27 protein-coding genes, 1 pseudogene and 1 riboswitch are annotated in these 26,471 nt (G+C 68.9%); of the genes and pseudogenes, 14 read left to right on the top strand and 14 right to left on the bottom strand.

Annotation, left to right across the window (positions count from 1 at the left end; all coding sequences use genetic code 11):
• The 4 genes from AC0Z9V_RS08815 to AC0Z9V_RS08800 all read right to left on the bottom strand — a co-directional run.
• Nucleotides 1-497: Asp23/Gls24 family envelope stress response protein (locus AC0Z9V_RS08815; RefSeq protein WP_485141253.1), on the bottom strand; the 497-nt coding region annotated here is incomplete at its 3' end.
• Nucleotides 498-898: 401 nt separating this feature from the next.
• Nucleotides 899-1,597 carry an RES family NAD+ phosphorylase gene (locus tag AC0Z9V_RS08810; RefSeq protein WP_485141252.1) on the bottom strand — a complete coding sequence of 233 codons (699 nt, stop codon included), beginning with the start codon at nucleotides 1,595-1,597 and terminating at the stop codon, nucleotides 899-901.
• A 3-nt stretch (nucleotides 1,598-1,600) separates the two neighbouring features.
• On the bottom strand, nucleotides 1,601-1,993 hold the full coding sequence (locus AC0Z9V_RS08805) for a hypothetical protein (protein ID WP_208739425.1): 393 nt from the start codon (nucleotides 1,991-1,993) through the stop codon (nucleotides 1,601-1,603).
• 508 nt (nucleotides 1,994-2,501) lie between these two features.
• Entirely contained in the window at nucleotides 2,502-3,542 is a 1,041-nt protein-coding gene (locus AC0Z9V_RS08800) for a PDDEXK nuclease domain-containing protein (RefSeq protein ID WP_485141251.1), read from the bottom strand.
• Between the two features lie 195 nt (nucleotides 3,543-3,737).
• Between AC0Z9V_RS08800 and AC0Z9V_RS08795 the strand changes: the two are divergent.
• Nucleotides 3,738-4,039, top strand: a pseudogene (locus AC0Z9V_RS08795) (DUF4193 domain-containing protein).
• A 130-nt stretch (nucleotides 4,040-4,169) separates the two neighbouring features.
• On the opposite strand, the gene AC0Z9V_RS08790 reads toward AC0Z9V_RS08795, so the two are convergent.
• Nucleotides 4,170-5,291, bottom strand: coding sequence for an alcohol dehydrogenase catalytic domain-containing protein (locus AC0Z9V_RS08790; RefSeq protein ID WP_133081596.1), 1,122 nt, complete (start codon nucleotides 5,289-5,291; stop codon nucleotides 4,170-4,172).
• Nucleotides 5,292-5,427: 136 nt separating this feature from the next.
• Here AC0Z9V_RS08790 and AC0Z9V_RS08785 point away from each other — a divergent pair, with 136 nt between their 5' ends.
• Nucleotides 5,428-6,621 carry a TerC family protein gene (locus AC0Z9V_RS08785; RefSeq protein ID WP_133081368.1) on the top strand — a complete coding sequence of 398 codons (1,194 nt, stop codon included), beginning with the start codon at nucleotides 5,428-5,430 and terminating at the stop codon, nucleotides 6,619-6,621.
• A 2-nt stretch (nucleotides 6,622-6,623) separates the two neighbouring features.
• Here the strand turns inward: AC0Z9V_RS08785 and AC0Z9V_RS08780 are convergent, their stop codons facing one another.
• The 4 genes from AC0Z9V_RS08780 to AC0Z9V_RS08765 all read right to left on the bottom strand — a co-directional run bounded on the left by AC0Z9V_RS08780 (nucleotide 6,624) and on the right by AC0Z9V_RS08765 (nucleotide 9,734).
• Nucleotides 6,624-7,121: a hypothetical protein gene (locus AC0Z9V_RS08780; protein ID WP_208740027.1), complete on the bottom strand. Its 498-nt coding sequence runs from the start codon at nucleotides 7,119-7,121 to the stop codon at nucleotides 6,624-6,626.
• A gap of 203 nt (nucleotides 7,122-7,324) precedes the next feature.
• Nucleotides 7,325-7,639, bottom strand: a complete 315-nt coding sequence (locus AC0Z9V_RS08775) for a DMT family transporter (RefSeq protein WP_133081366.1) — start codon at nucleotides 7,637-7,639, stop codon at nucleotides 7,325-7,327.
• Nucleotides 7,640-7,648: 9 nt separating this feature from the next.
• Nucleotides 7,649-7,716: riboswitch (guanidine-III (ykkC-III) riboswitch) on the bottom strand.
• Between the two features lie 124 nt (nucleotides 7,717-7,840).
• Nucleotides 7,841-9,478 carry an ABC-F family ATP-binding cassette domain-containing protein gene (locus tag AC0Z9V_RS08770; RefSeq protein WP_485141250.1) on the bottom strand — a complete coding sequence of 546 codons (1,638 nt, stop codon included), beginning with the start codon at nucleotides 9,476-9,478 and terminating at the stop codon, nucleotides 7,841-7,843.
• A gap of 34 nt (nucleotides 9,479-9,512) precedes the next feature.
• Nucleotides 9,513-9,734: a hypothetical protein gene (locus AC0Z9V_RS08765; RefSeq protein ID WP_133081364.1), complete on the bottom strand. Its 222-nt coding sequence runs from the start codon at nucleotides 9,732-9,734 to the stop codon at nucleotides 9,513-9,515.
• 183 nt (nucleotides 9,735-9,917) lie between these two features.
• On the opposite strand from AC0Z9V_RS08765, the gene AC0Z9V_RS08760 reads away from it, so the two are divergent.
• From AC0Z9V_RS08760 to AC0Z9V_RS08745, 4 genes are all read left to right on the top strand, one after another.
• A complete protein-coding gene (locus AC0Z9V_RS08760) occupies nucleotides 9,918-11,237 on the top strand; it encodes a M20 family metallopeptidase (RefSeq protein ID WP_459267980.1) in 1,320 nt (439 codons plus the stop codon).
• 91 nt (nucleotides 11,238-11,328) lie between these two features.
• The gene (locus AC0Z9V_RS08755) at nucleotides 11,329-12,900 is read left to right on the top strand and encodes an AbgT family transporter (protein ID WP_459267981.1); all 1,572 of its coding nucleotides are present in this window, start codon (nucleotides 11,329-11,331) and stop codon (nucleotides 12,898-12,900) included.
• A gap of 117 nt (nucleotides 12,901-13,017) precedes the next feature.
• A complete protein-coding gene (locus AC0Z9V_RS08750) occupies nucleotides 13,018-13,965 on the top strand; it encodes an ATP-grasp domain-containing protein (RefSeq protein ID WP_133081361.1) in 948 nt (315 codons plus the stop codon).
• Nucleotides 13,966-14,079: 114 nt separating this feature from the next.
• On the top strand, nucleotides 14,080-14,928 hold the full coding sequence (locus tag AC0Z9V_RS08745; RefSeq protein WP_133081360.1) for a phosphatidylinositol-specific phospholipase C/glycerophosphodiester phosphodiesterase family protein: 849 nt from the start codon (nucleotides 14,080-14,082) through the stop codon (nucleotides 14,926-14,928).
• Nucleotides 14,929-15,040: 112 nt separating this feature from the next.
• Here the strand turns inward: AC0Z9V_RS08745 and AC0Z9V_RS08740 are convergent, their stop codons facing one another.
• Nucleotides 15,041-16,234, bottom strand: a complete 1,194-nt coding sequence (locus AC0Z9V_RS08740) for a M14 family zinc carboxypeptidase (protein ID WP_485141249.1) — start codon at nucleotides 16,232-16,234, stop codon at nucleotides 15,041-15,043.
• Between the two features lie 228 nt (nucleotides 16,235-16,462).
• Here AC0Z9V_RS08740 and AC0Z9V_RS08735 point away from each other — a divergent pair, with 228 nt between their 5' ends.
• The 3 genes from AC0Z9V_RS08735 (at nucleotide 16,463) to AC0Z9V_RS08725 (ending at nucleotide 18,446) form a co-directional block, all read left to right on the top strand.
• Nucleotides 16,463-16,885, top strand: a complete 423-nt coding sequence (locus AC0Z9V_RS08735; protein WP_133081359.1) for a ChaB family protein — start codon at nucleotides 16,463-16,465, stop codon at nucleotides 16,883-16,885.
• Nucleotides 16,886-16,989: 104 nt separating this feature from the next.
• Nucleotides 16,990-18,045: an ABC transporter substrate-binding protein gene (locus AC0Z9V_RS08730; protein WP_485141248.1), complete on the top strand. Its 1,056-nt coding sequence runs from the start codon at nucleotides 16,990-16,992 to the stop codon at nucleotides 18,043-18,045.
• Between the two features lie 74 nt (nucleotides 18,046-18,119).
• On the top strand, nucleotides 18,120-18,446 hold the full coding sequence (locus AC0Z9V_RS08725) for a PRC-barrel domain-containing protein (RefSeq protein WP_485141247.1): 327 nt from the start codon (nucleotides 18,120-18,122) through the stop codon (nucleotides 18,444-18,446).
• 63 nt (nucleotides 18,447-18,509) lie between these two features.
• On the opposite strand, the gene AC0Z9V_RS08720 is transcribed toward AC0Z9V_RS08725, so the two are convergent.
• Together AC0Z9V_RS08720 and AC0Z9V_RS08715 are read right to left on the bottom strand one after the other, a co-directional pair.
• The gene (locus AC0Z9V_RS08720; protein WP_133081356.1) at nucleotides 18,510-18,776 is read right to left on the bottom strand and encodes a DUF6480 family protein; all 267 of its coding nucleotides are present in this window, start codon (nucleotides 18,774-18,776) and stop codon (nucleotides 18,510-18,512) included.
• Between the two features lie 98 nt (nucleotides 18,777-18,874).
• Nucleotides 18,875-19,237, bottom strand: a complete 363-nt coding sequence (locus tag AC0Z9V_RS08715; protein WP_485141246.1) for a hypothetical protein — start codon at nucleotides 19,235-19,237, stop codon at nucleotides 18,875-18,877.
• 102 nt (nucleotides 19,238-19,339) lie between these two features.
• Here AC0Z9V_RS08715 and AC0Z9V_RS08710 point away from each other — a divergent pair, with 102 nt between their 5' ends.
• Nucleotides 19,340-20,323, top strand: a complete 984-nt coding sequence (locus AC0Z9V_RS08710; RefSeq protein ID WP_133081354.1) for a bile acid:sodium symporter — start codon at nucleotides 19,340-19,342, stop codon at nucleotides 20,321-20,323.
• A gap of 21 nt (nucleotides 20,324-20,344) precedes the next feature.
• Here the strand turns inward: AC0Z9V_RS08710 and AC0Z9V_RS08705 are convergent, their stop codons facing one another.
• Nucleotides 20,345-20,677: a hypothetical protein gene (locus tag AC0Z9V_RS08705; RefSeq protein WP_208740565.1), complete on the bottom strand. Its 333-nt coding sequence runs from the start codon at nucleotides 20,675-20,677 to the stop codon at nucleotides 20,345-20,347.
• A 181-nt stretch (nucleotides 20,678-20,858) separates the two neighbouring features.
• Here AC0Z9V_RS08705 and AC0Z9V_RS08700 point away from each other — a divergent pair, with 181 nt between their 5' ends.
• Both AC0Z9V_RS08700 and AC0Z9V_RS08695 read left to right on the top strand, forming a co-directional pair.
• The gene (locus tag AC0Z9V_RS08700) at nucleotides 20,859-21,506 is read left to right on the top strand and encodes a GNAT family N-acetyltransferase (protein ID WP_459267987.1); all 648 of its coding nucleotides are present in this window, start codon (nucleotides 20,859-20,861) and stop codon (nucleotides 21,504-21,506) included.
• 101 nt (nucleotides 21,507-21,607) lie between these two features.
• Nucleotides 21,608-22,204: a nitroreductase family protein gene (locus AC0Z9V_RS08695; protein ID WP_485141245.1), complete on the top strand. Its 597-nt coding sequence runs from the start codon at nucleotides 21,608-21,610 to the stop codon at nucleotides 22,202-22,204.
• Nucleotides 22,205-22,239: 35 nt separating this feature from the next.
• On the opposite strand, the gene AC0Z9V_RS08690 is transcribed toward AC0Z9V_RS08695, so the two are convergent.
• Complete coding sequence (locus AC0Z9V_RS08690; protein ID WP_485141244.1) at nucleotides 22,240-23,610, bottom strand: dihydrolipoyl dehydrogenase family protein; 1,371 nt, start codon at nucleotides 23,608-23,610, stop codon at nucleotides 22,240-22,242.
• A 151-nt stretch (nucleotides 23,611-23,761) separates the two neighbouring features.
• On the opposite strand from AC0Z9V_RS08690, the gene AC0Z9V_RS08685 reads away from it, so the two are divergent.
• The gene (locus AC0Z9V_RS08685; RefSeq protein WP_133081350.1) at nucleotides 23,762-24,145 is read left to right on the top strand and encodes a hypothetical protein; all 384 of its coding nucleotides are present in this window, start codon (nucleotides 23,762-23,764) and stop codon (nucleotides 24,143-24,145) included.
• Between the two features lie 243 nt (nucleotides 24,146-24,388).
• Nucleotides 24,389-26,455 (top strand): sensor histidine kinase, encoded by a 2,067-nt coding sequence (locus AC0Z9V_RS08680; protein ID WP_485141243.1) that lies wholly within the window; start codon nucleotides 24,389-24,391, stop codon nucleotides 26,453-26,455.
• Nucleotides 26,456-26,471 lie beyond the last annotated feature (16 nt).

The raw sequence follows: 26,471 nt of genomic DNA, 5'->3' as shown, positions 1-26,471 counted from the left end.
TCGGCGTTGGTGTTGTCGTCGTCCGTCGGGAGGTGGACATCGGAGACGGTGACGTTGACCTCGATGACCTCCAGTCCCGTCGTGCGCTCCACTGCGCTGATGATGTTCCTGCGGATGTTGTTGCTGACCTCGACGATCGATGCCCCGTATTCGACGACGATGGTGACGTCGATCGCGGTTTGCTTCTCGCCTTTTTCGACGCTGACCCCGCCGGAGGCGTTGGTCTGGGATCCGGGGATGCGTTCGGTGATCTGGTCGAAGGCACGTCGGGCTGCGTTGCCCATGGCGTGGACGCCGGGTACCTCGCGGGCGGCGATGCCGGAGATCTTCTGCACCACGGTGTCAGCGATCGAGGTCTTGCCCTGGTCCGTGTGCAGGGGGCCGACGGCCAGGTTCTTTGGGGTCTTGCGCGCCTGCAGCACCTGGCGCTCAGGTTCTGCGCCTGTGATCGGAACTGCCGCTACCGGGCTTACTACTGTGGTCTGATTGTCCGCCATCTACATCGGTGTCCTCGGTGTGGGGATGGATACGTGCACAGGTAAAGACGACGTGAAACCAGATTCGTCACGCTGGTAGCGGGACATTTTTTTCCCGCCGGTGTGGAGGCCTCCCAGCTGGCCCGGAGGAGGTCGGATCAAGTCCTGTGTGTTTGCTTATGGTTTCGGGGTCCATGCGGCCCCGGCAAGCGAATCGCACCGGATCCACGACGTCGTAGAAGATGGGCATACACCATGAACTCGACCCTGGACGTACCGGGCCTGCCCGCGGCCGACGACGTGGATAACCCGGATGAACAAGCCACCTTGGCACTGACGCTTGGTGGGGGAGATGCGATTGTCCAACGGGCTGTTGGACAATTGCCAGCCGTGGTCCGGCGGGTGTCAGTTCAGGCTCGTGCTCAGTTCCATCGCAGGTCAAGGAGCTGGAGAGCGCGGACGAAGTCAGGCTCGGCGCCGGTGAACAGGCGATGCTCCACGTCTGTGAGGCACGCCGACACTGGTCCGTCGTTCGGGCGTTCGAAGACCGCCCACAGGGTCAGGTCATCCCCGTGCCTTGACTTGAAGCTGACACCGTTGACGTCGGTATTTTCATACAGCCATGTCGCGACGCTCTGGGTCAGCTGGCGTGGCCGAGCATCCTTCAAGGCGGCTGCATCGAAGTCGGTCAGGCCAAGGGATAGAGCCTGCCCGATGAAGTCCGGGTAGAGGGTCGCAACGGTCTCGGATGACGCTACGACGCAGAAGGTGCCAGTGAGCGTTCCCGTGGCGATGCTTCGGGGATCAAGCCACTGCCGGGGGACAAGCCCGGGCTCGATGCTGGGGTACGCGTGCCGGTCCTGGTCGTCCTCGTGGACATCCTGAAGCTCGGCGGCCAGGTGGGCGTCCCTGCGGAAGTGAGCGAGTACCTCGAGGAGGCATGCCAGCAGGCTGGAGCCGGCGTAGATGGTGCGGAAATTTCCGTCGGCGTCGTCCCAACGGCCAGGGAACCGGCCGCCGGTGGCGTACTGCCAGCCACTCCACGCCCACGGATCAGGGGAAAAACCGACCCGCCAGACCGTTTCAGCCGTGTTGATAAACGTCAGCGTACGAGGTGGCAAAGGCTAGCCTGCTGCTGCAAAGGCGCGGGCAGCCGCCAATACCGCGGGGCCAGCGTCCTCGAGCCGTCCCTCGCGCAGCAGTCGTGCCGGTGGCACATCGTCCAGTTGCGGATTCATGCCCATGAACCAGGCCTGAACGACAGGAGCAGCATCACACTGACGCAGCAGCGCCGCCACATGGTAGGCATCGCGCAACCGCTGCACGACATCCGCAGACGGCCTGCGCTCACCATCAGCCCACTGGCGCACAGCCCGGGTTTCCTTCACGGACCCTAGATACGCCACCAGCTTGGCACCCAGAATCTCCCGCAGCTCACGCACGAGCTCGTCCTCCGGAAACCGGATGGAGTCCCGGTGGGCCTGAAGGTCCGTGCGCGCTCCTGCAACAGCTGTCATGGACCAATGATCCCACGTATCCCGCCATGAATCCACGGCCTTAGCCCGTACCGGATCACACCCAGAATCACCGATAACTTATCTTATGTCAACCTATGTTGACGAACGCCCCCCCCTTACCGCGCTGTTACCGAAGTGCTGAGGAGAAACACTGCGCCGGGATGCGCGCTTCAACTCCTCTGCTACCCGCAGCACTGCGCCGCAGGTCCTGGTTCAAAGCGCTTGTGCAGACAGTGTCTGCACAAACGTCTGTCAATGACAGATCGCGTCATACGACTCGCACCGAGGAGCGACTGGGCTTACACATAGAGCTAGACCTGATGCTTGGGGGCTACGTCAGGCAATGCCGGTCAATTCCGTACTTACAGACTTACAGACAGCTGAGCACTGGATAGGCCCTCCAAAGGTTCCTTCGGCACAACCACTTCCACCGCATGATGCCCCGTGAGACACGGTGCTTACCTCGTGTCGGTGAGCAGGTCAGGAAGAGTCACGTGGGACACCTCCCCTACTCCGCACTCTCCGATGCGATCTGGTCGAACGCCGCGGTAAGTTCATCGGCCGCCGGCAAGGCGCGTCGCTCCGCGGCGGGGAGGCTTTCATAGGTGTAGGTGGACACCGCCAAGGGTGATTCGGAGCGGCCGAGGGCGTAGCGGACGGTGTGGTCGTTCTTGCTGCCGCAGATCAGAATCCCGACAGTGTCGTTGTGGGCTTCGCGGCGGAGTTTGTCGTCGACCAGGGCGACATAGAAATTCAGCTTCCCAGCGTATTCGGGCTGAAACTTGCCGGTCTTGAGTTCGATGACGAAGTACCGCAGCTGCTCGACGTGGAAGAACAGCAGATCGATGTAAAAATCATCTCCCTCGACCTCGAGGTGTACCTGCCGGCCGACGAACGCGAACCCGGGACCTAGCTCCCGGAGGGTATCGACGATGCGATCCATGAGGGCCTGCTCAAGATCCCGCTCTGCGACCTCGCCGGACAGCCCGAGGAACTCGAACGCATAGGGATCCTTGGCTGTCTGCTGCGCCAGTTCGGAGTCGCCTGCCGGCAGGCTGCGGCTGAAATTCGACGGCGCGGTACCGATGCGCTCCATCGACTTGTTCATGATCATGTTCGCCAACACGTTCCTGGACCAGCCGTACTCCACCGCTGCGGCGGCGTACCAGTCACGCGATGCCCGGTTGTCGAGCTTGTCCAGCAGCAGGACGACGTGACCCCACGGCAATTGTCCAACAGCCTGTTGGACAATTGCGTCCTCGTTCCATGCCGCCGCGAAGGCCCGCATGTACTGCAGGTTGCTGCGCGACAGACCGGTCATGTCCGGGAACTCGGCCCGCAGATCATCCGCCAGCCTCTTCATCACCCCGGTCCCCCACCCCTGGCGCTCACGCCGGACCAGAATCTCGTGGCCCAGGTGCCAGTACAGCTCGATCAATTGCGTGTTGACCGTCCGCTGGGCTCTCTGGCGAGCACGCCGCACGCGGTCCTTCAGCGCCTGCAGGGTCGAGCCGTACCCGTCAGGCAGGGCGACGTCAGAGGTTGTCATGCATCGATCCTTGCAGAACCCCACTGACCCGCACGCGCCATCTTCAGTACATGTGGCCGCCACGCCGGCTCGAACGACCCTCTTGTTCCTCTCCGAATAGTCCAGAAATCGGCAGCCAGCGAAACCCGAACCGACTACCCGCGTGCGCATGTACCCTGTTGCCACGCCCCCACAACGATTGAACTGAGATCCACCATGGCAACGGATTACGACGAGCCGCGCGTTCGTCCGGAAGACCAGCCGGCTAATGAGCCGCTCGAGGCGATCCAGGCCCAGCGCAGCACCACCACGCAGACCGCCGTCATCGACATCGAGGTCGCGACACCGCCGAAGGCTTCGACCTGCCCGGCGCCATCCTCGAAGAAGAACTCCTGGTCCAGGTCATACCTGCCCAGGAAGACGAGTTCACCTGCATGTCATGCTTCCTGATCCACCACCGCACCCAGCTCGCCCGAGAGAAGAACGGCGACAAGTACTGCGCTGAATGCGAAGGATGACCACTAGCCAACTAAAGGACCGTCGATGTCAGTGGCTTATCTTCACTATCGAGAGAGTACCCCTGAGGACCGGTAGCTGCCCTGATGTCAACCTACGCACGGACCGGGTTTTGGTCCCCACGGCAACAAATCACTTGCCGAGCGTGAAGATCCGTCGTACCACGCGGCCCTCGGAGAGCGCGTCGAGACTTTCGTTGAGATCCTCGAGGGGGTGCGTGTCCGTGTGGAGCAGTTCGACGGGCAGCAGGCCGCGCCGCCACAGGTCCAGGTAGGCGGGGATGTCCCGCTCGGGTACGGCGTCACCCATGTAGGAGCCGAGCAGGCGCCGCCCCATGCCGGCGAACTGGAGGGCCTGTGCGGTGATCTGCTGGTCCGGATGCGGGAGGCCGACGGACACCACCGCACCTCCGCGTGCGAGCAGCTGCAGTCCGGCCTCCAGCACGCGGGCACTGCCCACCGCCTCGATGACGACGTCGGCACCACCGTCCGTCGCCTCCCGCACGAGGCCGGCGGCGTCGTCGGGTGTTCCCGCGAGGGACGCGCCGCAGCGCAGGCCGAGGTCCTGCTTGGCGGCGAGGGGATCGATGGCGATCACCGTGGTCCCGGGGACCTGGGCGGCCGCCATCACCGACATCAGTCCCACCGCGCCCAGGCCGAAGACGACCACGGACTGCCCTTCCTGCAGCGCGGCGGTGTTGAGGACGGCGCCGATGCCGGTCAGGGCGGCGCAGCCGAACATGGCGGCGACGTCGAAGGGCACGTCGCGGTCGATCACCACCACGGATTCGCGGGCCACGACGGCGTACTCCGCGAAGGCGGACACACCGAGGTGGTGGTTGATGCGCTCGCCGTCGGTGGTGCGCAGGACGGCCGGTCCGTGCAGGAGGTCCCCGCTCCCGTTGGATTCCGCCCCCCGGTAGCAGAGCGCCGGCCGCCCCGCCGAGCACGCGCGGCACGCTCCGCACGCGGGGACGAACACGAGGACCACGTGGTCGCCGTCGCGGACGTCGGTGACGCCGTCGCCCACGCGTTCGACGACGCCTGTCGCCTCGTGGCCGAGGGCCATGGGAAGCGGGCGGACACGCGAACCGTTGATCACCGACAGATCCGAGTGGCAGAGGCTCGCCCGGGTTATCCGCACCAGGACCTCGCCGGGCCGCGGCTCGGGCACCGGAACCGTCTCCAGGGCGAGCGGGTTGCTCCCGGCGTAGGGAGCAGGCAGTTCGGCGGAGCGAAGCACCGCGGCGCGCATCATCGGGCTCATGGCATTCCTCGTCATCGGGGTACGGACTGCGCCAGTCTAGGCGCGGCGGCTACCCTTACGTGCACCACCGGATCCGCGGGTCATCGGCACCGCGCCGGCACCACGCTTCGAGGAGGCCTGCAGCATGGAAGTACCGCTCTTCGTCTGGACCGCCACGGTCATCGGTATCGTGGGGCTGCTCGTGTTCGACTTCTTCTTCCACGTCCGGAAGGCCCACACCCCGACCCTGCGCGAGTCGGCGATCTGGTCCTCCGTCTACGTGGGGATCGCCCTGCTGTTCGGTGTCGGCGTCCTCGTCCTCGGCGGGCCCACCATGGGCACCGAGTACTTCGCCGGCTACGTCACCGAGAAGGCGCTCTCGGTCGACAACCTCTTCGTGTTCCTCATCATCATGTCGAGCTTCCGGGTGCCGCGCGCGGACCAGCAGAAGGTGCTGCTGTTCGGCATCGTCTTCTCGCTCATCGCCCGGACCGGCTTCATCTTCCTCGGCGCGGCCCTCATCAACAGCTTCGCCTGGGTGTTCTACATCTTCGGCCTGATCCTGCTCCTGACCGCGGGGAACCTCCTCAAGCCGGGTGGGCACGACGACGACGAGAGCGTGATCATCCGGCTCGCCAAGCGCTTCCTGCCGGCGTCGGAGCACTACGACGGCGACAAGCTGTTCACGGTCGAGGACGGCAAGCGCGTCCTGACCCCGATGCTGCTCGTCATGGTGGCCATCGGCGCCACCGACATCCTGTTCGCCCTGGATTCCATCCCGGCGATCTTCGGCCTCACCCAGAACACCTTCATCGTCTTCACCGCCACGGCGTTCTCGCTCATGGGGCTGCGCCAGCTGTTCTTCCTCATCGACGGGCTGCTGGACCGGCTCATCTACCTCTCCTACGGCCTCGCGGTGATCCTCGGCTTCATCGGCGTGAAGCTGATCCTCCACGCGCTGCACGAGAACAACCTGCCCTTCATCAACAACGGCGAGCACGTCGACGTCGTCGAGATCAGCACGGGCCTGTCGCTGGGCGTCATCCTCGGCGTGCTGGTCGTGACCGTCCTGGCCTCCGTGCTGAGCCCCAAGGGCAAGGCGAAGAACGCCATCTCAGGTGCCAAGCGCCACGCCGTCGAATACCTGGACCTCACCTACGAGACGGACATCGACGAGCGGGAGAAGATCTTCGCGAGGCTGTGCGCCGAGGAGGCGGACCTCCGGAAGCTACCCGAGAAGTACAAGCGCCTGATCCGCAACGAGACGGAGTTCATGGAGATGATCCGCCGGGCGCACGCCGAGCACGACGAGGCGCTCGAGCGGGAACCCGGCCGGTAGCGCTAGTTCCGCCGGCCGGAGAAGATACGGCCGATGACGCCGCTGTCGAGGATCTCGCCGAGCAGTTCCAGCGGTGCGCCGGGAGGCAGCGGGATGCCGGGACGGCCGGCCAGCGCGCTGACGTCGAGCCCGGTCAGGAAGCGCGAGCCGAAGGTGGTGGGCGAGTGCGGGCCGACGAGGTCGTCCACCGGTACCTGGATCGGGCCGTCGACGTCCTCGGACTCAGCCGCATCCCCGGGCAGGTGGCGCAGCGCGGGCGTCCAGGAGTAGGGGGCGCGGCAGAGCAGGGCGTCCTCGCCGGGGGTGACGTCGTCGATGAGCTCGTTGACCGCCTGGGAGACGAGGTCGGCGTCCCCCGCGTCGAGGGCGTAGACGCCGTGCAGGTAGGCATCGAACTCGAAGTAGTCCGTGAAGCCTCCCATGTTGCAGTAGTGCATCCAGGACTCGTAGGAGGAGAGTCCGGCGAACTCCATCGCCGTCAGGGTCTCGTCGCTCTGCATAGTGCTCAACTCCTTGTCACGGCCCCCAGCTGAGCCTTCCTCAATCCTCCCGAACGCACCTCAACTGAACCGGTCTGTCGCGCTCAGTTTTGGCGCAAGCGGACGGTCCCACCTCAAGGCATTGCGGAAAAAGCAGAGGAAAACCGGCGTCCCGCAGCATCCGCTCCTGCGGGGCCGTCCGGGTGCCGCCGATCGGGCCGGGGCTAGTGGCTCAGCTTCAGCCCGATGACGCCCCCGACGATCATGAGCAGGAACACGATCTTCAGCAGCGAGGCGGGCTCGGTGCCGGTGGCCATCGCATAGATGACGGTGAGGGCCGCGCCGATCCCCACCCAGACGGCGTAGGCCGTCCCGACGGGCAGGGTCCGCATGGCGTAGGCCAGGCCGGCCATGCTCGCGACGATGGCGATGCCGAACACGAGCGTGGGCGCGAGTCTGCTGAAGCCCTCCGACTTGCCGAGGGCTGTGGCCCATACGGCTTCGAGGACTCCGGAGACGACGAGGACGATCCAGGCCATGATTCTCTCCCTGGGCCGTCTTGTCGCACACCGGGTACGGCACCCATCGTCCGGGAGGCGGTGGTTCCCGCCCCGGTCTCCATGCTGTCACGGAAACGGGATCAGTGGTGCGGCCAGGGAAGGCCGGGAGGGGGCGGACGGGGCGCGCGCCGGAGGACCCGTCCCGCCTGGCCCGCCTGGCCCGCCGTCCCGCCGTCCCGCCTAGCCCGCCGTCACCCGGCCGTCCGCCACCTGCCAGCGCTCGTCCAGCCGGACGTTCTCCAGCAACCTGCGGTCGTGCGTCACGAGCAGGAGTGCGCCGGTGTAGGACTCGAGGGCGTCCTCGAGCTGCTCGATCGCGGGGAGGTCGAGGTGGTTGGTCGGCTCGTCGAGGACCAGGAGGTTCACGCCGCGTGCCTGCAGCAGGGCCAGCCCGGCCCTGGTGCGCTCGCCGGGGGAGAGGGACCCGACGACGGCGCGCACCTGATCGGCCTTGAGGCCGAATTTCGCGAGGAGGGTCCGCACCTCGGCCTGGGACAGCTCCGGCACCAGTGCCTCGAAGGCGGCGCCGAGGGGAAGGGCCTCGTCCAGCTGTCCGCGCGCCTGGTCGATCTCGCCGACGGCCACGCTCGATCCGAGGGTGGCCACCCCTCCGCCGGGCTGCTGGTGGCCCAGCAGGAGCCGCAGGAGTGTGGACTTCCCCGCGCCGTTGGGGCCCGTGATACCGATGCGCTCGCCGGCGTTGACCTGCAGCGAGACGGGACCGAGCGTGAATCCGCCCTGCGTGGCGGATACGTTGTTGAGCGTCGCCACCACGGAGCTCGACCGCGGCGCGGCGCCGATGGTGAACTGCAGCTGCCACTCCTTGCGCGGCTCCTCGACCTCGTCCAGCCGAGCGATGCGCGACTCCATCTGGCGGACCTTCTGGGCCTGCTTCTCGGACGACTCCATGCTGGCCCTGCGGCGGATCTTGTCGTTGTCCGGGCTCTTCTTCATCGCGTTGCGGACGCCCTGGGAGCTCCATTCCCGCTGCGTCCGCGCCCGCCCCACGAGGTCCTGCTTCTTCTCCGCGTACTCCTCGTACGCTTCGCGCGCATGGCGCCGCGCGACGGCCCGCTCCTCGAGGAAGGCGTCGTAGCCGCCGTCGTACACCGCCACCCTGTTCTGCGCGAGGTCCAGCTCGACGACGGTGGTGACGCAGCGGGCGAGGAACTCGCGGTCGTGGGACACGAGGACGACGCCGCCGCGCAGGTTCTGGATGAAGGATTCGAGGCGCTCGAGGCCGGCGAGGTCGAGGTCGTTGGTGGGTTCGTCGAGCAGCACGACGTCGAAGCGGCTCAGCAGCAGCGCGGCCAGGGCGACGCGGGCGAGTTGCCCACCGGAGAGGGCGGTGGTCGCCGTGGCCGGGTCGATGCCGCCGGCGACGTCGGCGAGGACGGACGGCATACGGTCCTCGAGGTCCACGGAGCCGGAGGCCATCCAGTGGTCCAGCGCGGCCGCGTAGGCGTCGTCGGCGCCCTTCAGCCCACTGCCGAGCGCGGCAGCGGCGTCCTCCATGGCGAGGGTCGCCGCCGTCGTGCCGGTGCGGCGGCCGATGTACGCTGCGACCGTCTCACCGTCCAGGCGCTCGTGCTCCTGCGGCAGCCAGCCGACGAACGCGTCGGGTGGGGTGGTGCGCACGGTGCCCGCGAGGGGCGCGTCCGCGCCGGCGAGCAGGCGCAGGAGCGTGGTCTTGCCGGCACCGTTCGCCCCGACCACCCCGACGACGTCCCCGGGGGCGACGGTGAGGTCGAGCTTCGAGAAGAGGGTGCGGTGGGCGTGGCCCCCGGACAGGTCCTTCGCCACGAGGGTTGCAGTCATTCCTCCAGTCTAGGAGGGGCCGGAGCGCCGCGGGTCAGGCGGCCACGTGCCAGATGCTGTATTCGTCGAGGTGGAGGATGGCACGATGCCCGGCCATGTCGTCGCGGATCCACACGACGCCCAGGCCCGGCGCGGTGTCCTCGACGCACCCGCGGTAGTGCACCTCGTTCTTCCGCCGGGCCTCGACGACCGTTCCGGTGCTGAGCGCGCCGAGGTCGAGGACGCGGGCGGTGCTGGGGGTGGCGATGGCGGTCATGGGTGCTCCTCGGTGGTTCAGGGTGCGGCCCGCTGAGACTGGCGGGCGACTTCCTCCATGATTCGGGAGCGGTGTTGCAGGGATATTTCCGGAAGATTATCTTTCGGCGAGCAGGGCCGCTGGAACACCGGACATCGGGTTCCGGGAGTGCGCAGCCCGCTGATTGTTGCTTAGGCTACTCGGATGGCTCATCCCACACCGCCGGACGCGGCGTACCTGCAATCCATCGACGAGCGGACGCGGAGGCTCCTCGCCGATGCGGTGCCGGTCCCATCCGCGTTCCACGGCGCGCCGTCCGCACTGGCCGACGACGTCGAGCGGGGCGCGGAGGCCGTCGCGGAGCGCCTCCGGCACGTGGTGCAGCAGTTGCATGCCCATCCGGAGACCGCGTTCCAGGAGCACCACAGTGCGATGCTGCTGCACCAGGAACTCACGCGGCACGGTATCGATGCCCGCCTCGGGGTGCACGGGGTGGAGACGTCGGTACGCGCGGAGGTGGGCGATGCGGACGCGGGCCCGACCATCGCGGTCCTCGCCGAATACGACGCCCTGCCCGGGATCGGCCATGCCTGCGGCCACAACGTCATCGCGGCCGCGGGCCTCGGCGCGTTCCTGGCCCTGGCCTCGGTGGCCGACCGGCTGCCCGGCCGCGTCGTGTTCCTCGGGACCCCCGCCGAGGAGGGGCACTCGGGCAAGGAGGTGCTGGCCCGCAACGGGGCGTTCGACGGCGTCGACGCCGCGATCATGGTGCACCCCTACGGCTACGACCTCGCCGACCAGGTGTGGCTCGGGCGGAGGCTGCTCACGATCACGTTCACGGGGGTCGAGGCGCACGCGTCCGCCCAGCCGTTCATGGGCCGGAACGCGCTCGACGCCGCCAGCCTCGCCTATCAGGGCATCGGCCTGCTCCGGCAGCAGCTGCCGCCGTCGGACCGCGTGCACACGAACATCACCGAGGGTGGGAAGAGCCCCAACATCATCCCGGGCCGTGCCGTGCTGAAGCTCTATGCCCGCTCGCAGCAGCCGGCGACCCTCAAGGACCTCAGCAGGCGGCTCGAGGACGTCGCCCGCGGCGCTGCCCTGATGACGGGGACGGGCGTGGACCTGCAGTGGGACGAGCATCCGCCGTCCCTGCCCATCCGCACCAACAACGCGCTCACGGGCCGCTGGGTGGCCGCGCAGCAGCGCCGGGGACGCTCCCCGCTTCCGCTCGGCGTCGTCTCCGAGGCGCTCGCTGCATCCACCGACTTCGGCAACGTGAGCTACCGCATCCCGGGGATCCATCCCCTCATCCGCATCGCCGAGCCGGCCACGGCGCTGCACACGCGGGGTTTCGCGGAGGCGGCCAGGAGCGCCGAGGCGGAGCAGGGGGCGCTCGACGGCGCCGTCGGGCTGGCGCTCACCGCGCTGGACTACCTCGTCGACGCCTCCCTGCGCACCGCCGTGCACGAGGAGTTCGAGGACCAGGGCGGCGCGATCGACGTGCCCTCCTACTTCGACTGACCCGCCCTGCCCGCCGGGTGCCGGACCCGCCGGCCCCCGGACGACCCGCAGCACCCGCAGCACCCGCAGCACCGACCGCCAAGGAGAACGCATGTCGACCACTGCAGCACCCAGCCCGGGACTGACGGACCGGTTCCTCACGGGCGTGGAGAGGGTGGGCAACAAGCTGCCCGACCCGTTCATGCTCTTCCTGATCCTCTTCGGCATCACGGCCGTGGTCACCACCGGCATGGCGCTCGGCAACGTCACCGTGCAGGTGCCGGGCGCCGAGGAGGCGACGGTCATCAAGGGTCTCTTCACGGGCGAGGGCATGACCTGGCTCACGGAGAACCTCGGTGCCAACTACCTCGGCTTCCCGCCGCTGGCCACGGTGCTGCCGATCCTGCTCGCCGTCGGCGTGGCCGAGAAGTCCGGCCTGCTGGGTGCCCTGATCCGCAAGGTGTTCGGCTCGGCACCCCGCTGGGCCCTGCCGTACGCGGTGGGCTTCGTCGGCGTGGTCGGTTCCGTCATGTCCGACTCCGCCTTCGTCATCATCCCGCCGCTCGCGGCCCTCGTCTTCAAGGCCGCGGGGCGGCACCCGGTGGCCGGGCTGCTCGGCGGCTTCGCGGCGGCGGGCGCGGGATACTCCACGAACCTGCTCGTCACGAGCCTCGACGCCCTGTTCGCCGGCATCACGACGGCGGTCACGGAGAGCCTGCCCAACGCCGGCGCTCCCGTCACGCCGCTCTCGAACTATTACTTCAACATCGCGTCCTCGCTCGTGCTGATCGTCATCGCCGGGTTCATCATCGACAAGGTGCTCGAACCCCGGCTCGCCCGGCAGGCGGTCCCCGTCGACGAGGTGGTGGAGGACGGCGAGCATGCCGCGGCACCCGTGGTCCTGAAGGCCGAACTGGAGCCGCAGGAGGCGCGCGGCCTGCGGTGGTCGATGATCGTGGGCGTCGTCGTGGCGCTGGCGATCGTGGTGGCCGTGCTCCTGCCGAACTCGCCCTGGCGGAACGAGACGGGCGGGTTCCTGCCGCGCTCGCCGCTGCTGAGCTCGATCGTCTTCATCGTCTTCCTGCTCTTCACCATTCCGGGACTCGTGTACGGGCGGGTCGTCGGCACCATCACCACGGGGCGCGACGTCCCCCGTGTCATGGGCGAGGCGATCAAGGACATGGCCGGCTTCCTGGTCCTCGCATTCATCCTCGGCCAGTTCATCGCGCTGTTCAACTGGTCCGGTATCGGCTCCTGGATCGCTGTCGCGGGTGCCGGAGCGCTGGAGGGAATCGGGCTGACCGGGTACCCGGCGGTCCTCGCGTTCATCCTGCTCGCGTCCGTGCTGAACCTGTTCATCATCTCGGGGTCCTCGATGTGGACGCTCATGGCATCGGTCTTCGTCCCCCTGTTCGCGCTGCTCGGGTACGAGCCGGCCTTCATCCAGGGGGCGTTCCGGGTGGGGGACTCGGCCACGCAGGTCATCACCCCGCTGAACCCCTACATGATCGTGCTGCTGACCATGCTGAGGAAGTACGAACCGGAAGCGGGCCTGGGCACCCTGATGGCCCGGATGCTGCCCTTCGTGGTGCCGTTCTGGCTGGCGTGGGTGGCCATCCTGACGGTGTTCTTCTACCTCGACCTGCCGCTCGGGCCGGGCAATGACATCTTCATCGAGGACTGACGCCCGCTGGCCGGTCCCGCGGGAGGACGCCTGTGCGCGGAGCACGGAATAGGTGTCCGACGGGTCCGGTTATGACGATGAACGCCAGCCGTCCCACTCCCGATCGGAAGGACCTCCGTGACAACGGTCTACGCCCTGCACGAGAACCCTGAATGGTTCCCGCCCTTCGCCCGCGCCTTCGAGGCCGAGGGGGTCGAGGTGGTCGAATGGCTGCTCACCGACGGGGTGCTGGATCTCGACTCGGTCCCTCCTGAGGGGATCTTCTGGTCCCGCATCAGCGCGTCGGCGCACACCCGGGATCACGGCCTGTCCAAGGACTACGCGCGCTCCGTGCTGTCATGGCTGGAGGCGCACGGCCGCCGGACGGTCAATGGGCGCCGGGTCCTCGAGCTCGAGATGAGCAAGGTGGACCAGCTGACCGCCCTGAGGGCCGCTGGGATCGATACGCCGCGCACCGTGGCCGCCGTCGGCCGCGAGCGCATCGTCGAGGCGGCACAGGGCTTCGACGCACCGTTCATCGTGAAGCACAACCAGGGCGGGAAGGGCCTCGGGGTGCGCAAGTTCGAGTCCCATGACGAGCTCGCCGCCTACGTGGCGTCGGAGGAGTTCGAGGAGCCGGCGGACGGCATCACCCTGGTGCAGGAATTCATCCAGGCAGCGGAGCCCTTCATCACGCGCGCCGAGATCGTCGGCGGGCGCTTCGTCTATGCGATCAAGGCCGACACCGCACGCGGCGGGTTCCAGCTCTGCCCTGCGGACGCCTGCGCGATCGACCCGGAGACCGGCAAGCCCATCATGCCGCCCGGCGCGACGATCGCCCCTGAGCCGGACCAGCAGCTCTTCAGCCTCCGCGAGGACTTCGACCACCCCGTCATCGCGCAGTTCGAGGAGTTCGCGCGGCGCAACCACCTCGAGGTCTGCGGCATCGAGTTCATCGAGACCGCGGACGGGCGGGTCCTGACGTACGACGTCAACACGAACACCAACTACAACGCGGCGGTCGAGGCGGTGGCGCCGACGTCGGCTCCCCGGGAACTCGTCCGGTATCTCGCGACCCTCGGCTGAGGGCCCGGCCGGTCCGCAGGTGTTCACCCCCGGGTCGGCCGGAGTCCGTCTCCTGATCATGTCCGCTTCCTAGCCTCGGAACCGTCCCCGAACCCTGCAGGAAGCTGACGACCCATGACCATCGGACGTACCATCGCCGTGCTGCTCGCCGCGCCCCTCGCCCTCACCGCCGCCGTGCCGGCGTCGGCCGCCTCCACTCGCGACGACGTCGTGCTCGGGACGCCGCAGGCCGCCGCCCACGCGCACAACGACTACGAGCACGACCGCCCGCTCCACGACGCGCTCGAGCACGGCTTCACGAGCGTCGAGGCCGACGTCCACCTCGTGGACGGGGAACTCCTCGTGGCGCATGACGCCGAGGACGTGACGCCGGGCGTGACCCTCGAGAGCCTGTACCTCGATCCGCTCGACGAGCTCGTCCGCGGCAGGGCCGGCAGCGTCTACCCGGGATGGGACGGTGAGTTCCAGCTCCTCGTGGACATCAAGGGCGACGCCGAGGCGACGTGGGCCGCCATCGAGTCGGACCTCGAGGAACACCGCGGCATGCTGACGCGCTTCAGCAACGGCAAGGTCAAGCAGGGTGCGGTCAGCGTGGTCATCAGTGGGAACCGGCCGCTGGCCACCATGGCGGCCGACCGGCAGCGACTGAGCTTCTACGACGGCCGTGCCGCCGATCTCGGTTCCGCCCTGCCGTCGAGCCTCATGCCGCTGATCAGCAACAACTGGACGCAGCTCTTCGATTGGCAGGGGGTCGGTGAGATGCCGGCGACCGAGCGGGCCGAGCTCCGGGCCTATGTCGCCACGGCGCACGCCCAGGGCGCGCGGGTCCGCTTCTGGGCCACGCCGGACCTCCCCGGCCCCGCCCGGGAGGCCGTCTGGGCAGAGCTCGCCGCGGCGGGAGTGGATCACATCAACACGGACGACCTGCCGGCACTTCAGGCCTTCCTCGCCGCGCGGGGCTGATGCCGCGGATCCGGGCGCGCAGGTCGGGCCCGGGCGCGGACCGGGACCGGCACGACGACGGCGCCCCCGCGAGGCTGCGGAGGCGCCGTCGTCGTGCATCTGCTCGTTCGAGCTAGGGCGTGACGGGGATGGTCCCGGCGTAGTCGGTGCTGTACCCCGTGACCGGAGCGTGCGGGATCTCCTCCCACACCTCCGGGTCGGTCTGCTGGACCTCGCCGCTGGCGAGGCCGGTGAGCAGGGTCCGCATGGCCAGGATGTTCTGCTGGATGCTCTTGCCGCGCGCCTTCTGGCCCAGCGAGCCGTCACTGGTGTTGCCCGACGTCTCGAAGAACACCACGGGGTTGGAGTGGCCCTCCGGATTGAGGCCCTGGTAGTTCAGCCCGAGCATCATCGCCGAGACGACGCCGCCCTTGATGTCGATCTCCAGGCTGTTGCCCACCTGGTAGCGGTCCATCGTGATGAAACCGGTGTCCTCGAGTTCCTCGTAGACGTAGCCGTGCATCTGCCGCGTCAGGATGTCGTAGGCGCCGCCCTCGATCGTCGGCAGGGTGGGACCGCCCGGGGCGAGCGAGATGCCGAGGGACAGCGTGACGTCGTCGCCCGTGCCGTACTGCTGCTTCAGCCCCTGGTGGTGGATGTCGATGCCGTAGTCCGGATCCACCAGGGTCCAGTACTCGTAGAAAGCGAGCGATTCGCGTGCCTGGAACTTGCCGGCCACCCAGTCGCGGTTCAGGTCCACGATGAGGTCCCGCCCGTTCGCGTCCGTGCGGGGTGCGTCCGCCGCGGTGTCCCACAGGACCGTCTGCCGGATGTTGAGCGCGCTGCCGTCGGGGTTGTACATGGGGATGAAGTGGATGGTGAAGGCGTCCCTGATCGCCTTGTACTCCGGCGACCCGTTGGTGCCCAGGTCCTTGAGGAGACTGAGGATCGCCTCGGCGCCGTAGGGCTCGTTGCCGTGGATGCGGCCCTGTACCCAGACGTCCTTCGGACCCGTGCCCACGGTCGCCACGTACAGGTTCCGGCCCTGTTCGCTGGTGTCGACGGCGGTCCCGGCCTCGGCCAGGGTGAAGACGTCCACGCCGTAGCGCGACGTCGCCTCGATCTTCTCGAGCTCTTTTACGGTGTCGGCGTACGTGAGGATGCTGGCGGTGTTCGTCGTGCCCCCCGGGGAGGGGAAATTGCCTTCCGCCCGGGCTGGTCCCGCGGCGAGCAGCGGCAGGGCGATGAGCGCCGCCATGCCGAGTGCGAGGGCCCGGTTCTTCGCCCTGCCGGGCGTACCGGACGCGGTGGTGTTGCTCGGAATCACGAATGTCCTCCATTGGCGCGTAGGTGATGGTCCGGCCCTGGGGCCGGACACCGCGTCCCCCTGCGGTTGGCAGTCCCCAATGGCTGGTGCGCTTCACGGTACAGCGGATGGGCGCCGATGCACAGGGTGCTGTCCGTGCTCGAATCCGCCCGTTCCCCTGCGGTAGGTTGCTGGTATCGGCCCGGCCGTCCCGCAGGGCCGCCGTCGATTTCCCGGAGGGCTGCTGGTATGTCACGTTTCACGAAGGACGGCAAGGTCAAGCCGGAGACGCTGCCGAGCACGCTGCAGCGCTCCGACGAGAAGGCCCAGGACACGTTCGCGGCCACGCTGGACGCGGCCGAGGAGCAGTACGGCGACGGCGAGCGCGCGCGCCGTACCGCCTTCGCCTCCCTGAAGCACGGCTTCGAGAAGGTGGGGGACCACTGGGAGCCGAAGGAGGAGAAGGGCCCGTCGGACGACCAGGCGGCCGGAGGGCGGGCGGAAGCGCGGCCGACGGCCGGGGGCGTCGACGCCAACTCCTCCAAGCAGCACCTCTACGACCTCGCGAAGAAGCTCGACGTGCCCGGGCGTTCGACGATGTCCAAGGCGGATCTCGTCGAGGCGCTGCAGAAGGCGAACGACCGGGCGACGCGCAAGGCGCGCGAGCGGTAGCTATTACGCAACGAAAGCATTTCGTAATCCAGATCGGCTTAGGCTAGCCTTACTTCTACCCCGTTCCACGGCCTCCTCCGAGGCCACAGAAGTCAAGGACCCCCATGGCCCCCTCACGCTTGCGCGGCCTCGTCGCCGCCGTCGCCGTCGCCGCCCTCTCGCTCTCCGCCTGCTCCACCGGCCCTGCCGACAGTGGGACCGCGGCCACCGGTGGCAGCAGTTCCTCCGCCGGCGCGGATGCCTTCCCCGTCACGATCGAGCACGCCTTCGGCGAGACCACCCTCACCGAGAAGCCCGAGCGCGTCGCGACCGTGTCGTGGGTGAACGCGGACGTGTCCCTCGCCCTCGGCGTCGTGCCCGTCGGCATGCCCGCCGACACCTACGGCGGCAACGAGAACCAGTCCACGCCGTGGAAGGACGCGAAGCTCGAGGAGCTCGGCGCCGCGATCGGAACGGAGAGCGCGCCCGCACAGTACACGGAGACGGACGGCATCGCGTTCGACGACATCGCCGCCACGGCCCCGGATGTCATCCTCGCCGCGTACTCCGGCCTGTCGCAGGAGGACTACGACACCCTGAGCAAGATCGCGCCGGTCGTCGCCTACCCCGAGGTCGCGTACGGCACCGCCTGGCAGGACTCGACGCGGATCATCGGCGAGGCGCTCGGCCTGTCCGACGACGCCGAGCAGCTCGTGACGGAGACGGAGCAGGCCATCGCCGAGGCGGCCGCCGAGTACCCCCAGCTCGAGGGCAAGACCTTCATCTACGGCAACCTCGAGCCGGGCAGCGCGGAGGGCGTCAGCGTCTACACCGCCAATGACAACCGCCCGCGCTTCCTGACCGAGCTCGGCATGGTGCAGGCCGACGTCGTCACGGAGAACACGAAGGGTTCGGAGGAGTTCTTCATCCCATGGTCCGCCGAGCGTGCCAACGAGCTCGACTCCGACGTCTTCGTCACCTGGGTCCCCGACGAGGCCACCGAGGAGGCCATCGCGAGCGATCCCCTGCTCAGCCAGATCCCTGCCGTGGAGAGCGGTGCGCTCGTCGCCGACAGTGACAACACCCTGACGCTCTCCATCTCGGCGGCCAACCCCCTCAGCCTGGTCTGGGCGCTCGACCGCTTCGTGCCGATGCTCGGCGAGGCTGCCGACAAGGCCTGACGAGGAGCGCCGATTGCCCTTCCGCGGCATCTCGGCTGGAATGGGAGTACTCGCGTCCGATGAAGGGAACCTCGATGGCTCAGGCGGAAATCAACAAGCTCCAGGCGGCAACGGCCTGGGACAGCAAGGGCAAGAAGCTCGGCGACGTCAACGACGTACACCTCGAGAAGGAGTCCGGCGTCCCGGCCTGGGTCACGGTCTCCTTCGGGTTGCTGAACGCACGCAAGCACTTCGTGCCCCTCGCGAACTCACGCTTCGAGGGTGACGCCCTCCACCTCGCCTGGTCGAAGAGCGAGATCGCCGATGCGCCGGGGTCGGCGAACACCGCGGAGCTCTCGCCCGCGGAGGAGTCGACGCTGATCGACTACTACCGGCTGCGCGACGGCGCCGAGGCACCCTAGGCCGCCGAGCAGGAAGCCCCCGTCCGCTCCGGCGGACGGGGGCTTCGTGCTTCACGCAGGACTCTAGAAGAGGTCGATGATCCCCACGATGTAGCCGACGAAGTACAGCAGTGCCAGGAGCACGACGATCCCGATGACGGTGACCCAGATCGCCTGGCGGCCCTTCGAGGGCTTCTCCTCGTCCGCGTGGCCCTGCTGCTGCCAGGCCGTGCTGGATTCTGCCGGCGGCGTCTCACCCGGCGGCACACCGCCGCCGGGCTCCAGGCCGGTGATGTGGTTCTCGAGGGGGTCGGGATTGCCTGCGTTCGAGGGATCCGGGCGTTCACTCATGCTGTCCTCCACATGGTTGGCTGGGTGATTCCGTCTCACCCTACCCCGCATATCATCAGCAGGCTTAGCAACCGGAGGGGCTGGACACGGGTGCGGAGTTACTGGCCGACCCCGGCCGTGCTGCCGCCGGTCGGATCGAATCGCTGGCCCGAGGCGCTGTGCGGGGTCTCCGTGTCGTCGTCCGCATCGCCGTCGGCCGGCGGCAGGGCGATCGCGGCCGGCGCCACGGCGCCCTGCTCACGCGGCGTCCAGGACATCGTGATGGTCACACCGTCCGCCGTGTCCTCGACGAAGAGGTGGAGGTCCTCACCGATCAGCGCCTCGTGGTGGACCGGGTCGCCGGCCTCCCGTGCCATGTCCGTGAGCCGGCAGATGGCGACTGCCATGGCCCGCCCCCAGTCGTGCGGATGCTTGCTCGTCGACTCCTCCGTAGCGGTGAATTTCCTGTCGGTCGTCGCCATCGCCATACCTCCCGTTGGTGAGGAACGAAGTACCCTTGCCTTTCGGGTGACAGACACTTTAGCAGTGCGTCATATGGGGCGGCGCATGGTATTCGGTTAACAATGAGCAAAGATCCGTCCCGACCTCAGGCCGCCGAAGAACGCAGTGCGAGGATCGCGGTCACGCTGTTCCCGCTCCTCATCCTCGCCGGCGGACTCGTGGCCGTCCTGACGCCCGCGACCTTCACCGGCCTCGGTCCGCTGATCAATCCCCTGCTCGGCGTCATCATGTTCGGCATGGGCCTGACCCTCACGCCGGTCGACTTCGCGCTCGTCGGGAAGCGGCCCATCCCGGTGGTGATCGGTGTGGTCGCCCAGTACGTGATCATGCCGCTCCTCGGCTGGGGCGTCTCGATGGCGCTCGGCCTCCCGCCCGCCCTCGCGGCCGGCGTCATCCTCGTGGGCTGCTGTCCCGGCGGGACGGCGTCGAACGTGGTGTCCTACCTCGCGCGCGGCGACGTGGCCCTGTCCGTCGCCATGACCTCGGTGTCGACCATCCTGGCGCCCGTGCTGACTCCGCTGCTGACCCTGTGGCTCGCGGGCCGGTACATGCCGGTGGACGCGGCGGCCATCGGCCTGTCGATCCTCCAGATCGTGCTGATCCCGGTCGTCGCGGGCCTCGTCGTCCGCTACTTCCTGCCCCGTCTCGTCGAGCGGCTGCTCCCCGCCCTCCCATGGATCTCCGTGGGGGCGATCACCGTCGTCGTGATCGCCGTCGTCTCCGGAAGCGCCGGGATCATCTTCTCCGCCGGGCTGCTGGTGTTCGCCGCCGTCATCCTGCACAACGGCCTCGGGTACGCCCTGGGCTACGGCGCGGCGCGCGCCTTCCGGCTGCCGACCCCCGCCAGACGCACCACGGCGATCGAGGTGGGAATGCAGAACTCGGGGCTCGCCGCCGGACTCGCCCGGACCTACCTGACCCCGGAGGCCGCACTGCCCGGTGCGATCTTCTCGGTGTGGCACAACGTGTCAGGGGCGGCCATGGCGGCCTACTGGCGCCGCCGTGACGCGCGCGCGGACTCGCCGGTAGGCGCTGCGCACCGCTGAGCAGGGACGGCCTCGGGCGGGTCAGCTGCCGACGCCGCCGACGCGCAGCAGCCGCCACTCACCGTGCCGGTCGTCGAGGCCGATCACGAAATCGAGGACGGGGGAGGCGGGACCCGTCTGGGCCTGGAACCGCCAGGACCGCGGGGCCGGCCCGTCGGCTCCGGATATCGGGAAGGCGGCCATGGAGCGCTCGGTGGACGACGCGCGCCACGGGGTGGACTCACCGACCACCTGCCAGATGCTGCCGCGCCACCTCAGTGCAAGGGGCGTGCCGGTGGGCGTGAAGCGCACCGATGCGGGCTCATCGAGCGGGCGGGGTGTTCCGTCGCCCGTTCCGACCGTCTGTGCCGTCATTCCTGATCCTCCGGTTCTCGTGCTGATTGGCTCAACAATAGGACATGTGTTCGATTTCCGGGAGTCCGCCGTCCCGAAGGGGCGGAAGACGCGACCCGGAAAAATTCTGGGGGTGGGAGGGGCTACAGTCGCACCACCACGGTCCAGCAGAGGGCCGCGACCCGACCATCATCGGATCCTCATGACCGACATCTCGATCCTGTCCGGTATCACCGGTGCTTCCGCCGGTGAGCCCCGCTCGGCAGATCCGGAACCGGCACCCCTTCTCGCACTCCTTCCTGAGCCCTTCGACGACGCGCCTCCCACGAAGCGGGAGCGCGAAGCACTGTCGATGGCATCCGTGCTGGACGGCGGCGACCTGGCGGTCGTCCCGCTCGCCGAACTGCGCGTCCTGGCGAACGCGATGTTCCGCTCGCTGGACACCGATGCCCCGCCACGGTGGGCATCGGAGCGTTACGGTGCGGTGGTGGACGAGATCGAGCGGCGTATGGGCAGGATCGCCGCTCAGCGCGGTGCCTCGGTCCGGAGGGTCTTCAGGGACTCGCCCGTAGGCTCCCGCTTCGAGCTCTACTTCGACGGCTACCTCGCCGCGTACCTGAGGTACTCGATCCGCGCGGGCCGGCTCACCCTGCGTGCCGTCGTCGAGAACGCGGGCTTCGAGGGACGGGGACTGGAACGGGTGCTGATGCGCGGAGCGATGCTCGACGCCCATCGACGGCGCATCGACGTGATCCCGGGTTGCGCTCCGGCGCGGGAGTTCCTGGAGCGGAATCCGCAGTACCTGGCGCTGGCGCGCGGCCCACGTCGGCGGGACGACCCCCGGCGCTGATGCAGGGGCTGGCGGCAGGAATGGTGCGGCCGTCACCTGTGTTGTCCCCAGCGAGGCCCGATGGTGCGCCGCCCTTCCGATCGACGCACAGGAGCACCCGCATGCCGCTCAGCACTTCCATGACCACCACCCGCATCGCCGACACCAGCGTTCCGATCACCAGGGAGCTGGCCGGGCGCTGGAGCCCACGGTCCTTCGATCCGGAGGCGACGATCACGGAGCCCCAGCTGGACGCCCTGCTGGAGGCCGCGCGCTGGGCGCCGTCCGCGAGCAACAACCAGCCCCGCCGCTTCATCGTCGCCCGGCGCGGGACCCACGCGTTCGAGACGATCGTCTCGGCCCTCGTGGGATTCAACGCCGCCTGGGCCCACAACGCTTCGGTACTGGTCGTGGGCATCGCCGAGACATCGTCCGTGGAGGGCGATCTGCGTCCCTACGCCGAGTACGACCTCGGCCAGGCCATCGCGCACCTGAGCGTGCAGGCGCAGGCCGAGGGGCTGGCGACCCATCAGATGGCAGGGGTGGAGTGGGACAGGGTGGTGGCGGCCTTCGACCTGGCCGACAACCTGAAGCCCCTGACGATCACGGCCGTCGGCACGGTGGACGAGGCAGGCAAGCTTCCCGGCGCCCTGGCGGAGCGGGAGACCGCACCGCGGACGCGCCTTCCGCTGGACGAGCTGGTGCTGCTCCGCAGCTAGCGGGGTTCCGCGTCCCGTCGGCGCGGACCCACCCGTCAGCCGCGCAGTGCGGCCCGTGCGGCATGCCCGATCACGGCACTGTACGTGGGGTAGGCGAACTTCACCCGGGCCAGCGTGGCGAGGTCGGTGCCCGCCGCCATCGCGGACGCCACCGCGGTGATGACCTCCACCGCGTTCTCACCGACGGCATGCGCACCGAGGATCAGCTCGCGGCGCCGGTCGATCACGAGTTTGAGGAATCCCTGCTCGCGGTCGTCGATGATGGGCCGCTCGACGACCGCGTACGGCACGGAGACCGCGTGGCACTCGGCGTCGCGCTCCCTCGCCTTCGTCTCGGTCAGCCCCACGCCTGCGTAGTCCGGATCCGTGAAGCCGCCCTCCGGCAGCAGGTGGTGCGGCGTGGTGCGCGTGGCGCCGAGCACCGCGTTCTCGGCCGCGGTCTCACCCTCGAAGACGGCCGCCTGCACCAGCATGCTCGTGCCGTTGGCGTCACCCGCCACGAAGATGTGCGGAACGCTGGAGCGCAGGTACTCGTCCACTGGGATGAAGGATCGTGCGGTCCGGACGCCCGCCGCCTCGAGGCCCAGCCCGGCGAGGTTGGCGGGCCAGCCGGCCGCCATGATGACGGCGTCCACCGTGCGGGCCAGCGGCTCGCCGTCGCGCGTCCAGGTGAGCGTGAGGCCGTCGGCCTCCTTCCGGATGCTGTCGATCCCCCCGATGCCCGTCTCCACCTGGACGCCCTTGCCCGTGAAGCTCCCGGTGACGGCCGCGGCGACGTCCTCGTCCTCCGTCATCAGGATGCGTGGCGCGAGGTCCAGCAGGAGGACCCGGGAGCCCATCGCGTCGAAGATGGTGGTCATCTGCGCCCCGGTGTGCCCGCCTCCGATGATGGCCACGCTTCCGGGCAGGCTCTCGAGGCCCAGCACCTCGTGCGGCAGGACGGCGTACTCGGCGCCCTCGACGGGCAGCCGACGCCCGCTGCCGCCGATGCAGAGGATGATCGACGACGCGGTGACCCGGCGGTCACCCACGACCACGCCGTGGTCGCCGGTGAGCTCGGCGTCGCCCTCGATCAGTTCGATGCCGAGGCGCTCCATGGTGGCTCCGTAGCCCTTGGCGTCGAGGACCCGGGCCACCGTGGTGCGCACGCGGTCGACCGTCCTGGCCCAGTCGACGGACGGTTCGTCCACGACGATCCCGTAGTCGTACGCGGTGCGGACCTCCCGGAACAGCCGGGCGGTCTTCGCCAGGACGCGCGTCGGGACGCAGCCCGAGTTCACGCACGTGCCGCCGAGCGCGGAGCGTTCGACGACGGCGGTGCGCGCGCCGAGTTCGGCCGCGCGTGTGGCGGCCGCCATGCCGGCAGGTCCGCCGCCGATGACGAGGACATCGAACTCGTGGTCCATGGAAGGCTCCTTCGGTCGGTGGTGGCGCCTCCCATCCTCCACCGGATACGTACGGGCCCACAATGCGCGTGCGCGGTGGCGGTGCGGTGCTGTGCCGGGCACGCTCCTGCGCCTAGGATCAGGACCTCGGGTACGACACGAATGGATCGACATGGCTGGGGATGCTGGGGAGCTCCGCTACACGCTCACGGACGACGGCGCCTTCCTGCGCCTGCGGTGGGCCGCGGGTGTCACGATCGGAGGAGACGACGTCCGCTCGACGACGGCGGCCGTGACGGCCGCATCGCCCGCCGGGAGACGGCCGCTCCTGGTGAACATCGGACTCGTCGATGCGATCACCGCGGAAGCCCGGCACCTGCTCATCGAGGACGACTGCTCGTGCCGGACCGGCGTGGTCGGCGTGGATGACGTGGGCAGGGTGCTCACCGCCTTCAACTACCGCTCGGTGACCCCGAGCCGGTACTTCACGAACGAGGCGGAGGCGATCGCCTGGTTGACGGGTGGGGCCTCCGTCGGTGACTCCCCGACGGGGTGACGGGACCATGGTCGATGCGGGAGCCCCGGCGGACGCCCTGCCGCTGCACGTGTTCACGCTGCCCGACCAGCGCCGGTCGTTCGCGGCACGGACCGGTGACGGTTGCAGGGCGGCGGGTCGAAGCGCACGGCAAGTGGTGGACAGCAAGTAAGCTGAGTGCCGGAGTGGCTCGTCTCACAGCCACGTCCCGCCGGTTCTGGTCCGATCCGGCAGCACGGATCTCATTTCTGAACAGGTAGTGGCATGGGCGAGGAGCGGATGCAGGGGGTCTCAGGAAGGCTGGCAGCGTTGTCGCCGGCGTCCCTCCACGTCCTGTTCGCCCTGATGCTCGCGGCGGCGGCCCTGACCGGCCGCCACACCATGCTCGACGCGCCGGGCCTGGCCCTCGTCTGGCCTGCGGCGGGGGCGAGCTTCCTGTGGGCGCTCTGGGGTTCACGGACCCGGCGGGACCTCGCCGTCGCGCTCGTCGCCAGTGTTCCCATCCTGACCGTCGTCAACCTCGCCACGGGACTCAGCCCCACCCTCGCCCTGTCTGTAGCGCTCGGGAGCCTCGCCCAGACGGCCCTGGCCGTCCGCCTCTTCCGCGGACTGGTTCCCGGCCTCGACGTACGGAGCGTCGGTGACTACCTGCGGCTCGGGGGTGTCGCGCTCGTCTCCTGTTCCCTCGGCGCGCTGTTCATCGTCGCCGGCGTCGCACTGGAGGGCGGGGCGGACCCGTTCTCGGCGTTCATCCCCTGGCTGGTCCGGCACGCGGTGTCCCTGACGGCCCTCGGAGCACTGGGCATCGTGGTCGCCTCGAGCGTCACGGCCCGCGCGCGCGGGGAGGTCACTCCGCCGCTGACAGCGGCGCGGCGCGCCGAGTACGCACTCCTCACGGTCGTCTCCTTGGTGCTCTACGTGCTCACGTTCGGAGCCGGCCCCGCGCTGCCGATCGCCTACACCACCATCCCGGCGCACATGTGGGCGGGCCTGCGGCTGCGCGCGGGATGGGCCATGCTGCACGGCCTCGCCAGCGGCGCGTTCCTCGTCCTCTTCACCCTCGCGGGCCGCGGCCCGTTCCAGGACCTTGGCCCCGGCGTCGCCGCCTATGTCGCCCAGTCGTTCATGTTCATCGCGTTCTCCCTGTCCGCCGTCCTGGCACTCAGCATGGACGAGCGGCGCCGTCTCATCGCCCGCCTGTACCGGGCCAACGAGGAGGCGAAGGCAGCGGCGGACCTCCGTGACCTCGTGATCGGCAGGATGAACGACGGTGTCCTCGTCGCGGGACCGGACCGCCGACTGATCTTCCAGAACGCGACGAGCGAGCGCTGGCTGGGGCACGGCACGGCACGGCCCGGCGAGGTGTGGAAGCGCGACTACGAGGTGACGACGCCGGAAGGGCAGCCGTTGGCCGAGGCCGACAATCCCCTGACCCTGGCGCTGGAGGGCACGGTCACCGAGCGGATGGACCTGAACCTCACCCACCGGTCCGGCGAGGTGATGCACCTCTCGGTCGACGCCATGCCGCTTCCCGGCGAACGGGGGGCCGTGGTGGTGACGCGCAACGTGACCGACGAGCGTGTCCACCAGCGGGACCTCGGGCGCTTCGCCTCGGTCGTGGCGCACGACCTCCTGACCCCGCTGACCGTCTTCGACGGCTGGCTCGAGCTGCTCGAGGATCCGGACCTGCCCGCCGCCGAGCGGCAGGCCAGCATCGGGCGCCTCCAGCACGCGAGCCTGCGGATGCGGACCCTGATCCGGAATCTCCTCGCCTACAGCCTGGCCAAGGAGGAGAGGCTCACGGCGACCCGCATCGACGTCCCCCGCGTGATGGAGGGCATCGTGGACCTGCGCACCGCCCTCCCGGGCACGCAACTCCCCGCCATGCGGTTCGAGGTGCGTGCGCCGCATCCCGTCTACGCCGACGAGCGGCTCTTCCTGCAGCTGATGGAGAACCTCGTGGGTAACGCCGTGAAGTACGGGCGCACCGACGGAACCGGCGAGGTGGTGGTGGAGACGACCGTCGACATCGGGGGGAGGACCCTCGTGCACGTCCGGGACAACGGTATCGGCATCCCCGAAGGGGATCTCCAGCGCGTCTTCGAGGAGTTCCACCGCTCCGAGAACGGGCTGGGCCAGGCCACCGGGACCGGACTCGGGCTCGCCATCTGCCGCCGTATCGCCGAGAGCCACGGAGGCAGCATCAGCGTCCGCAACGTCGAGCACGGCGGCGCCGAGTTCACCGTCAGTCTGCCCGGCGCGCCCGATCAGCTCCCCCGGGGTATCCCACTGGTCGCCGCGGACGATGCTCCGAGGATCCCGGCGCAGTAGCCCTCGCGCTGCCGGC

The sequence above is a fragment of the Arthrobacter sp. UYP4 genome (genome assembly GCF_057291175.1).
This window is presented reverse-complemented; position numbering and strand designations above follow the sequence as displayed.

Coding starts and splice junctions, on each gene's coding strand:
- AC0Z9V_RS08700 (WP_459267987.1), top strand. CDS start 20,859: ATGACCGACATCTCGATCCTGTCCGGTATCACCGGTGCTTCCGCCGGT.
- AC0Z9V_RS08690 (WP_485141244.1), bottom strand. CDS start 23,610: ATGGACCACGAGTTCGATGTCCTCGTCATCGGCGGCGGACCTGCCGGC.
- AC0Z9V_RS08800 (WP_485141251.1), bottom strand. CDS start 3,542: ATGACAACCTCTGACGTCGCCCTGCCTGACGGGTACGGCTCGACCCTG.
- AC0Z9V_RS08775 (WP_133081366.1), bottom strand. CDS start 7,639: ATGGCCTGGATCGTCCTCGTCGTCTCCGGAGTCCTCGAAGCCGTATGG.
- AC0Z9V_RS08720 (WP_133081356.1), bottom strand. CDS start 18,776: ATGAGTGAACGCCCGGATCCCTCGAACGCAGGCAATCCCGACCCCCTC.
- AC0Z9V_RS08745 (WP_133081360.1), top strand. CDS start 14,080: ATGACCATCGGACGTACCATCGCCGTGCTGCTCGCCGCGCCCCTCGCC.
- AC0Z9V_RS08710 (WP_133081354.1), top strand. CDS start 19,340: ATGAGCAAAGATCCGTCCCGACCTCAGGCCGCCGAAGAACGCAGTGCG.
- AC0Z9V_RS08760 (WP_459267980.1), top strand. CDS start 9,918: ATGGCTCATCCCACACCGCCGGACGCGGCGTACCTGCAATCCATCGAC.
- AC0Z9V_RS08790 (WP_133081596.1), bottom strand. CDS start 5,291: ATGCGCGCCGCGGTGCTTCGCTCCGCCGAACTGCCTGCTCCCTACGCC.
- AC0Z9V_RS08730 (WP_485141248.1), top strand. CDS start 16,990: ATGGCCCCCTCACGCTTGCGCGGCCTCGTCGCCGCCGTCGCCGTCGCC.
- AC0Z9V_RS08695 (WP_485141245.1), top strand. CDS start 21,608: ATGCCGCTCAGCACTTCCATGACCACCACCCGCATCGCCGACACCAGC.
- AC0Z9V_RS08770 (WP_485141250.1), bottom strand. CDS start 9,478: ATGACTGCAACCCTCGTGGCGAAGGACCTGTCCGGGGGCCACGCCCAC.
- AC0Z9V_RS08805 (WP_208739425.1), bottom strand. CDS start 1,993: ATGACAGCTGTTGCAGGAGCGCGCACGGACCTTCAGGCCCACCGGGAC.
- AC0Z9V_RS08735 (WP_133081359.1), top strand. CDS start 16,463: ATGTCACGTTTCACGAAGGACGGCAAGGTCAAGCCGGAGACGCTGCCG.
- AC0Z9V_RS08685 (WP_133081350.1), top strand. CDS start 23,762: ATGGCTGGGGATGCTGGGGAGCTCCGCTACACGCTCACGGACGACGGC.
- AC0Z9V_RS08705 (WP_208740565.1), bottom strand. CDS start 20,677: ATGACGGCACAGACGGTCGGAACGGGCGACGGAACACCCCGCCCGCTC.
- AC0Z9V_RS08680 (WP_485141243.1), top strand. CDS start 24,389: ATGGGCGAGGAGCGGATGCAGGGGGTCTCAGGAAGGCTGGCAGCGTTG.
- AC0Z9V_RS08780 (WP_208740027.1), bottom strand. CDS start 7,121: ATGCAGAGCGACGAGACCCTGACGGCGATGGAGTTCGCCGGACTCTCC.
- AC0Z9V_RS08725 (WP_485141247.1), top strand. CDS start 18,120: ATGGCTCAGGCGGAAATCAACAAGCTCCAGGCGGCAACGGCCTGGGAC.
- AC0Z9V_RS08785 (WP_133081368.1), top strand. CDS start 5,428: ATGGAAGTACCGCTCTTCGTCTGGACCGCCACGGTCATCGGTATCGTG.
- AC0Z9V_RS08765 (WP_133081364.1), bottom strand. CDS start 9,734: ATGACCGCCATCGCCACCCCCAGCACCGCCCGCGTCCTCGACCTCGGC.
- AC0Z9V_RS08755 (WP_459267981.1), top strand. CDS start 11,329: ATGTCGACCACTGCAGCACCCAGCCCGGGACTGACGGACCGGTTCCTC.
- AC0Z9V_RS08715 (WP_485141246.1), bottom strand. CDS start 19,237: ATGGCGACGACCGACAGGAAATTCACCGCTACGGAGGAGTCGACGAGC.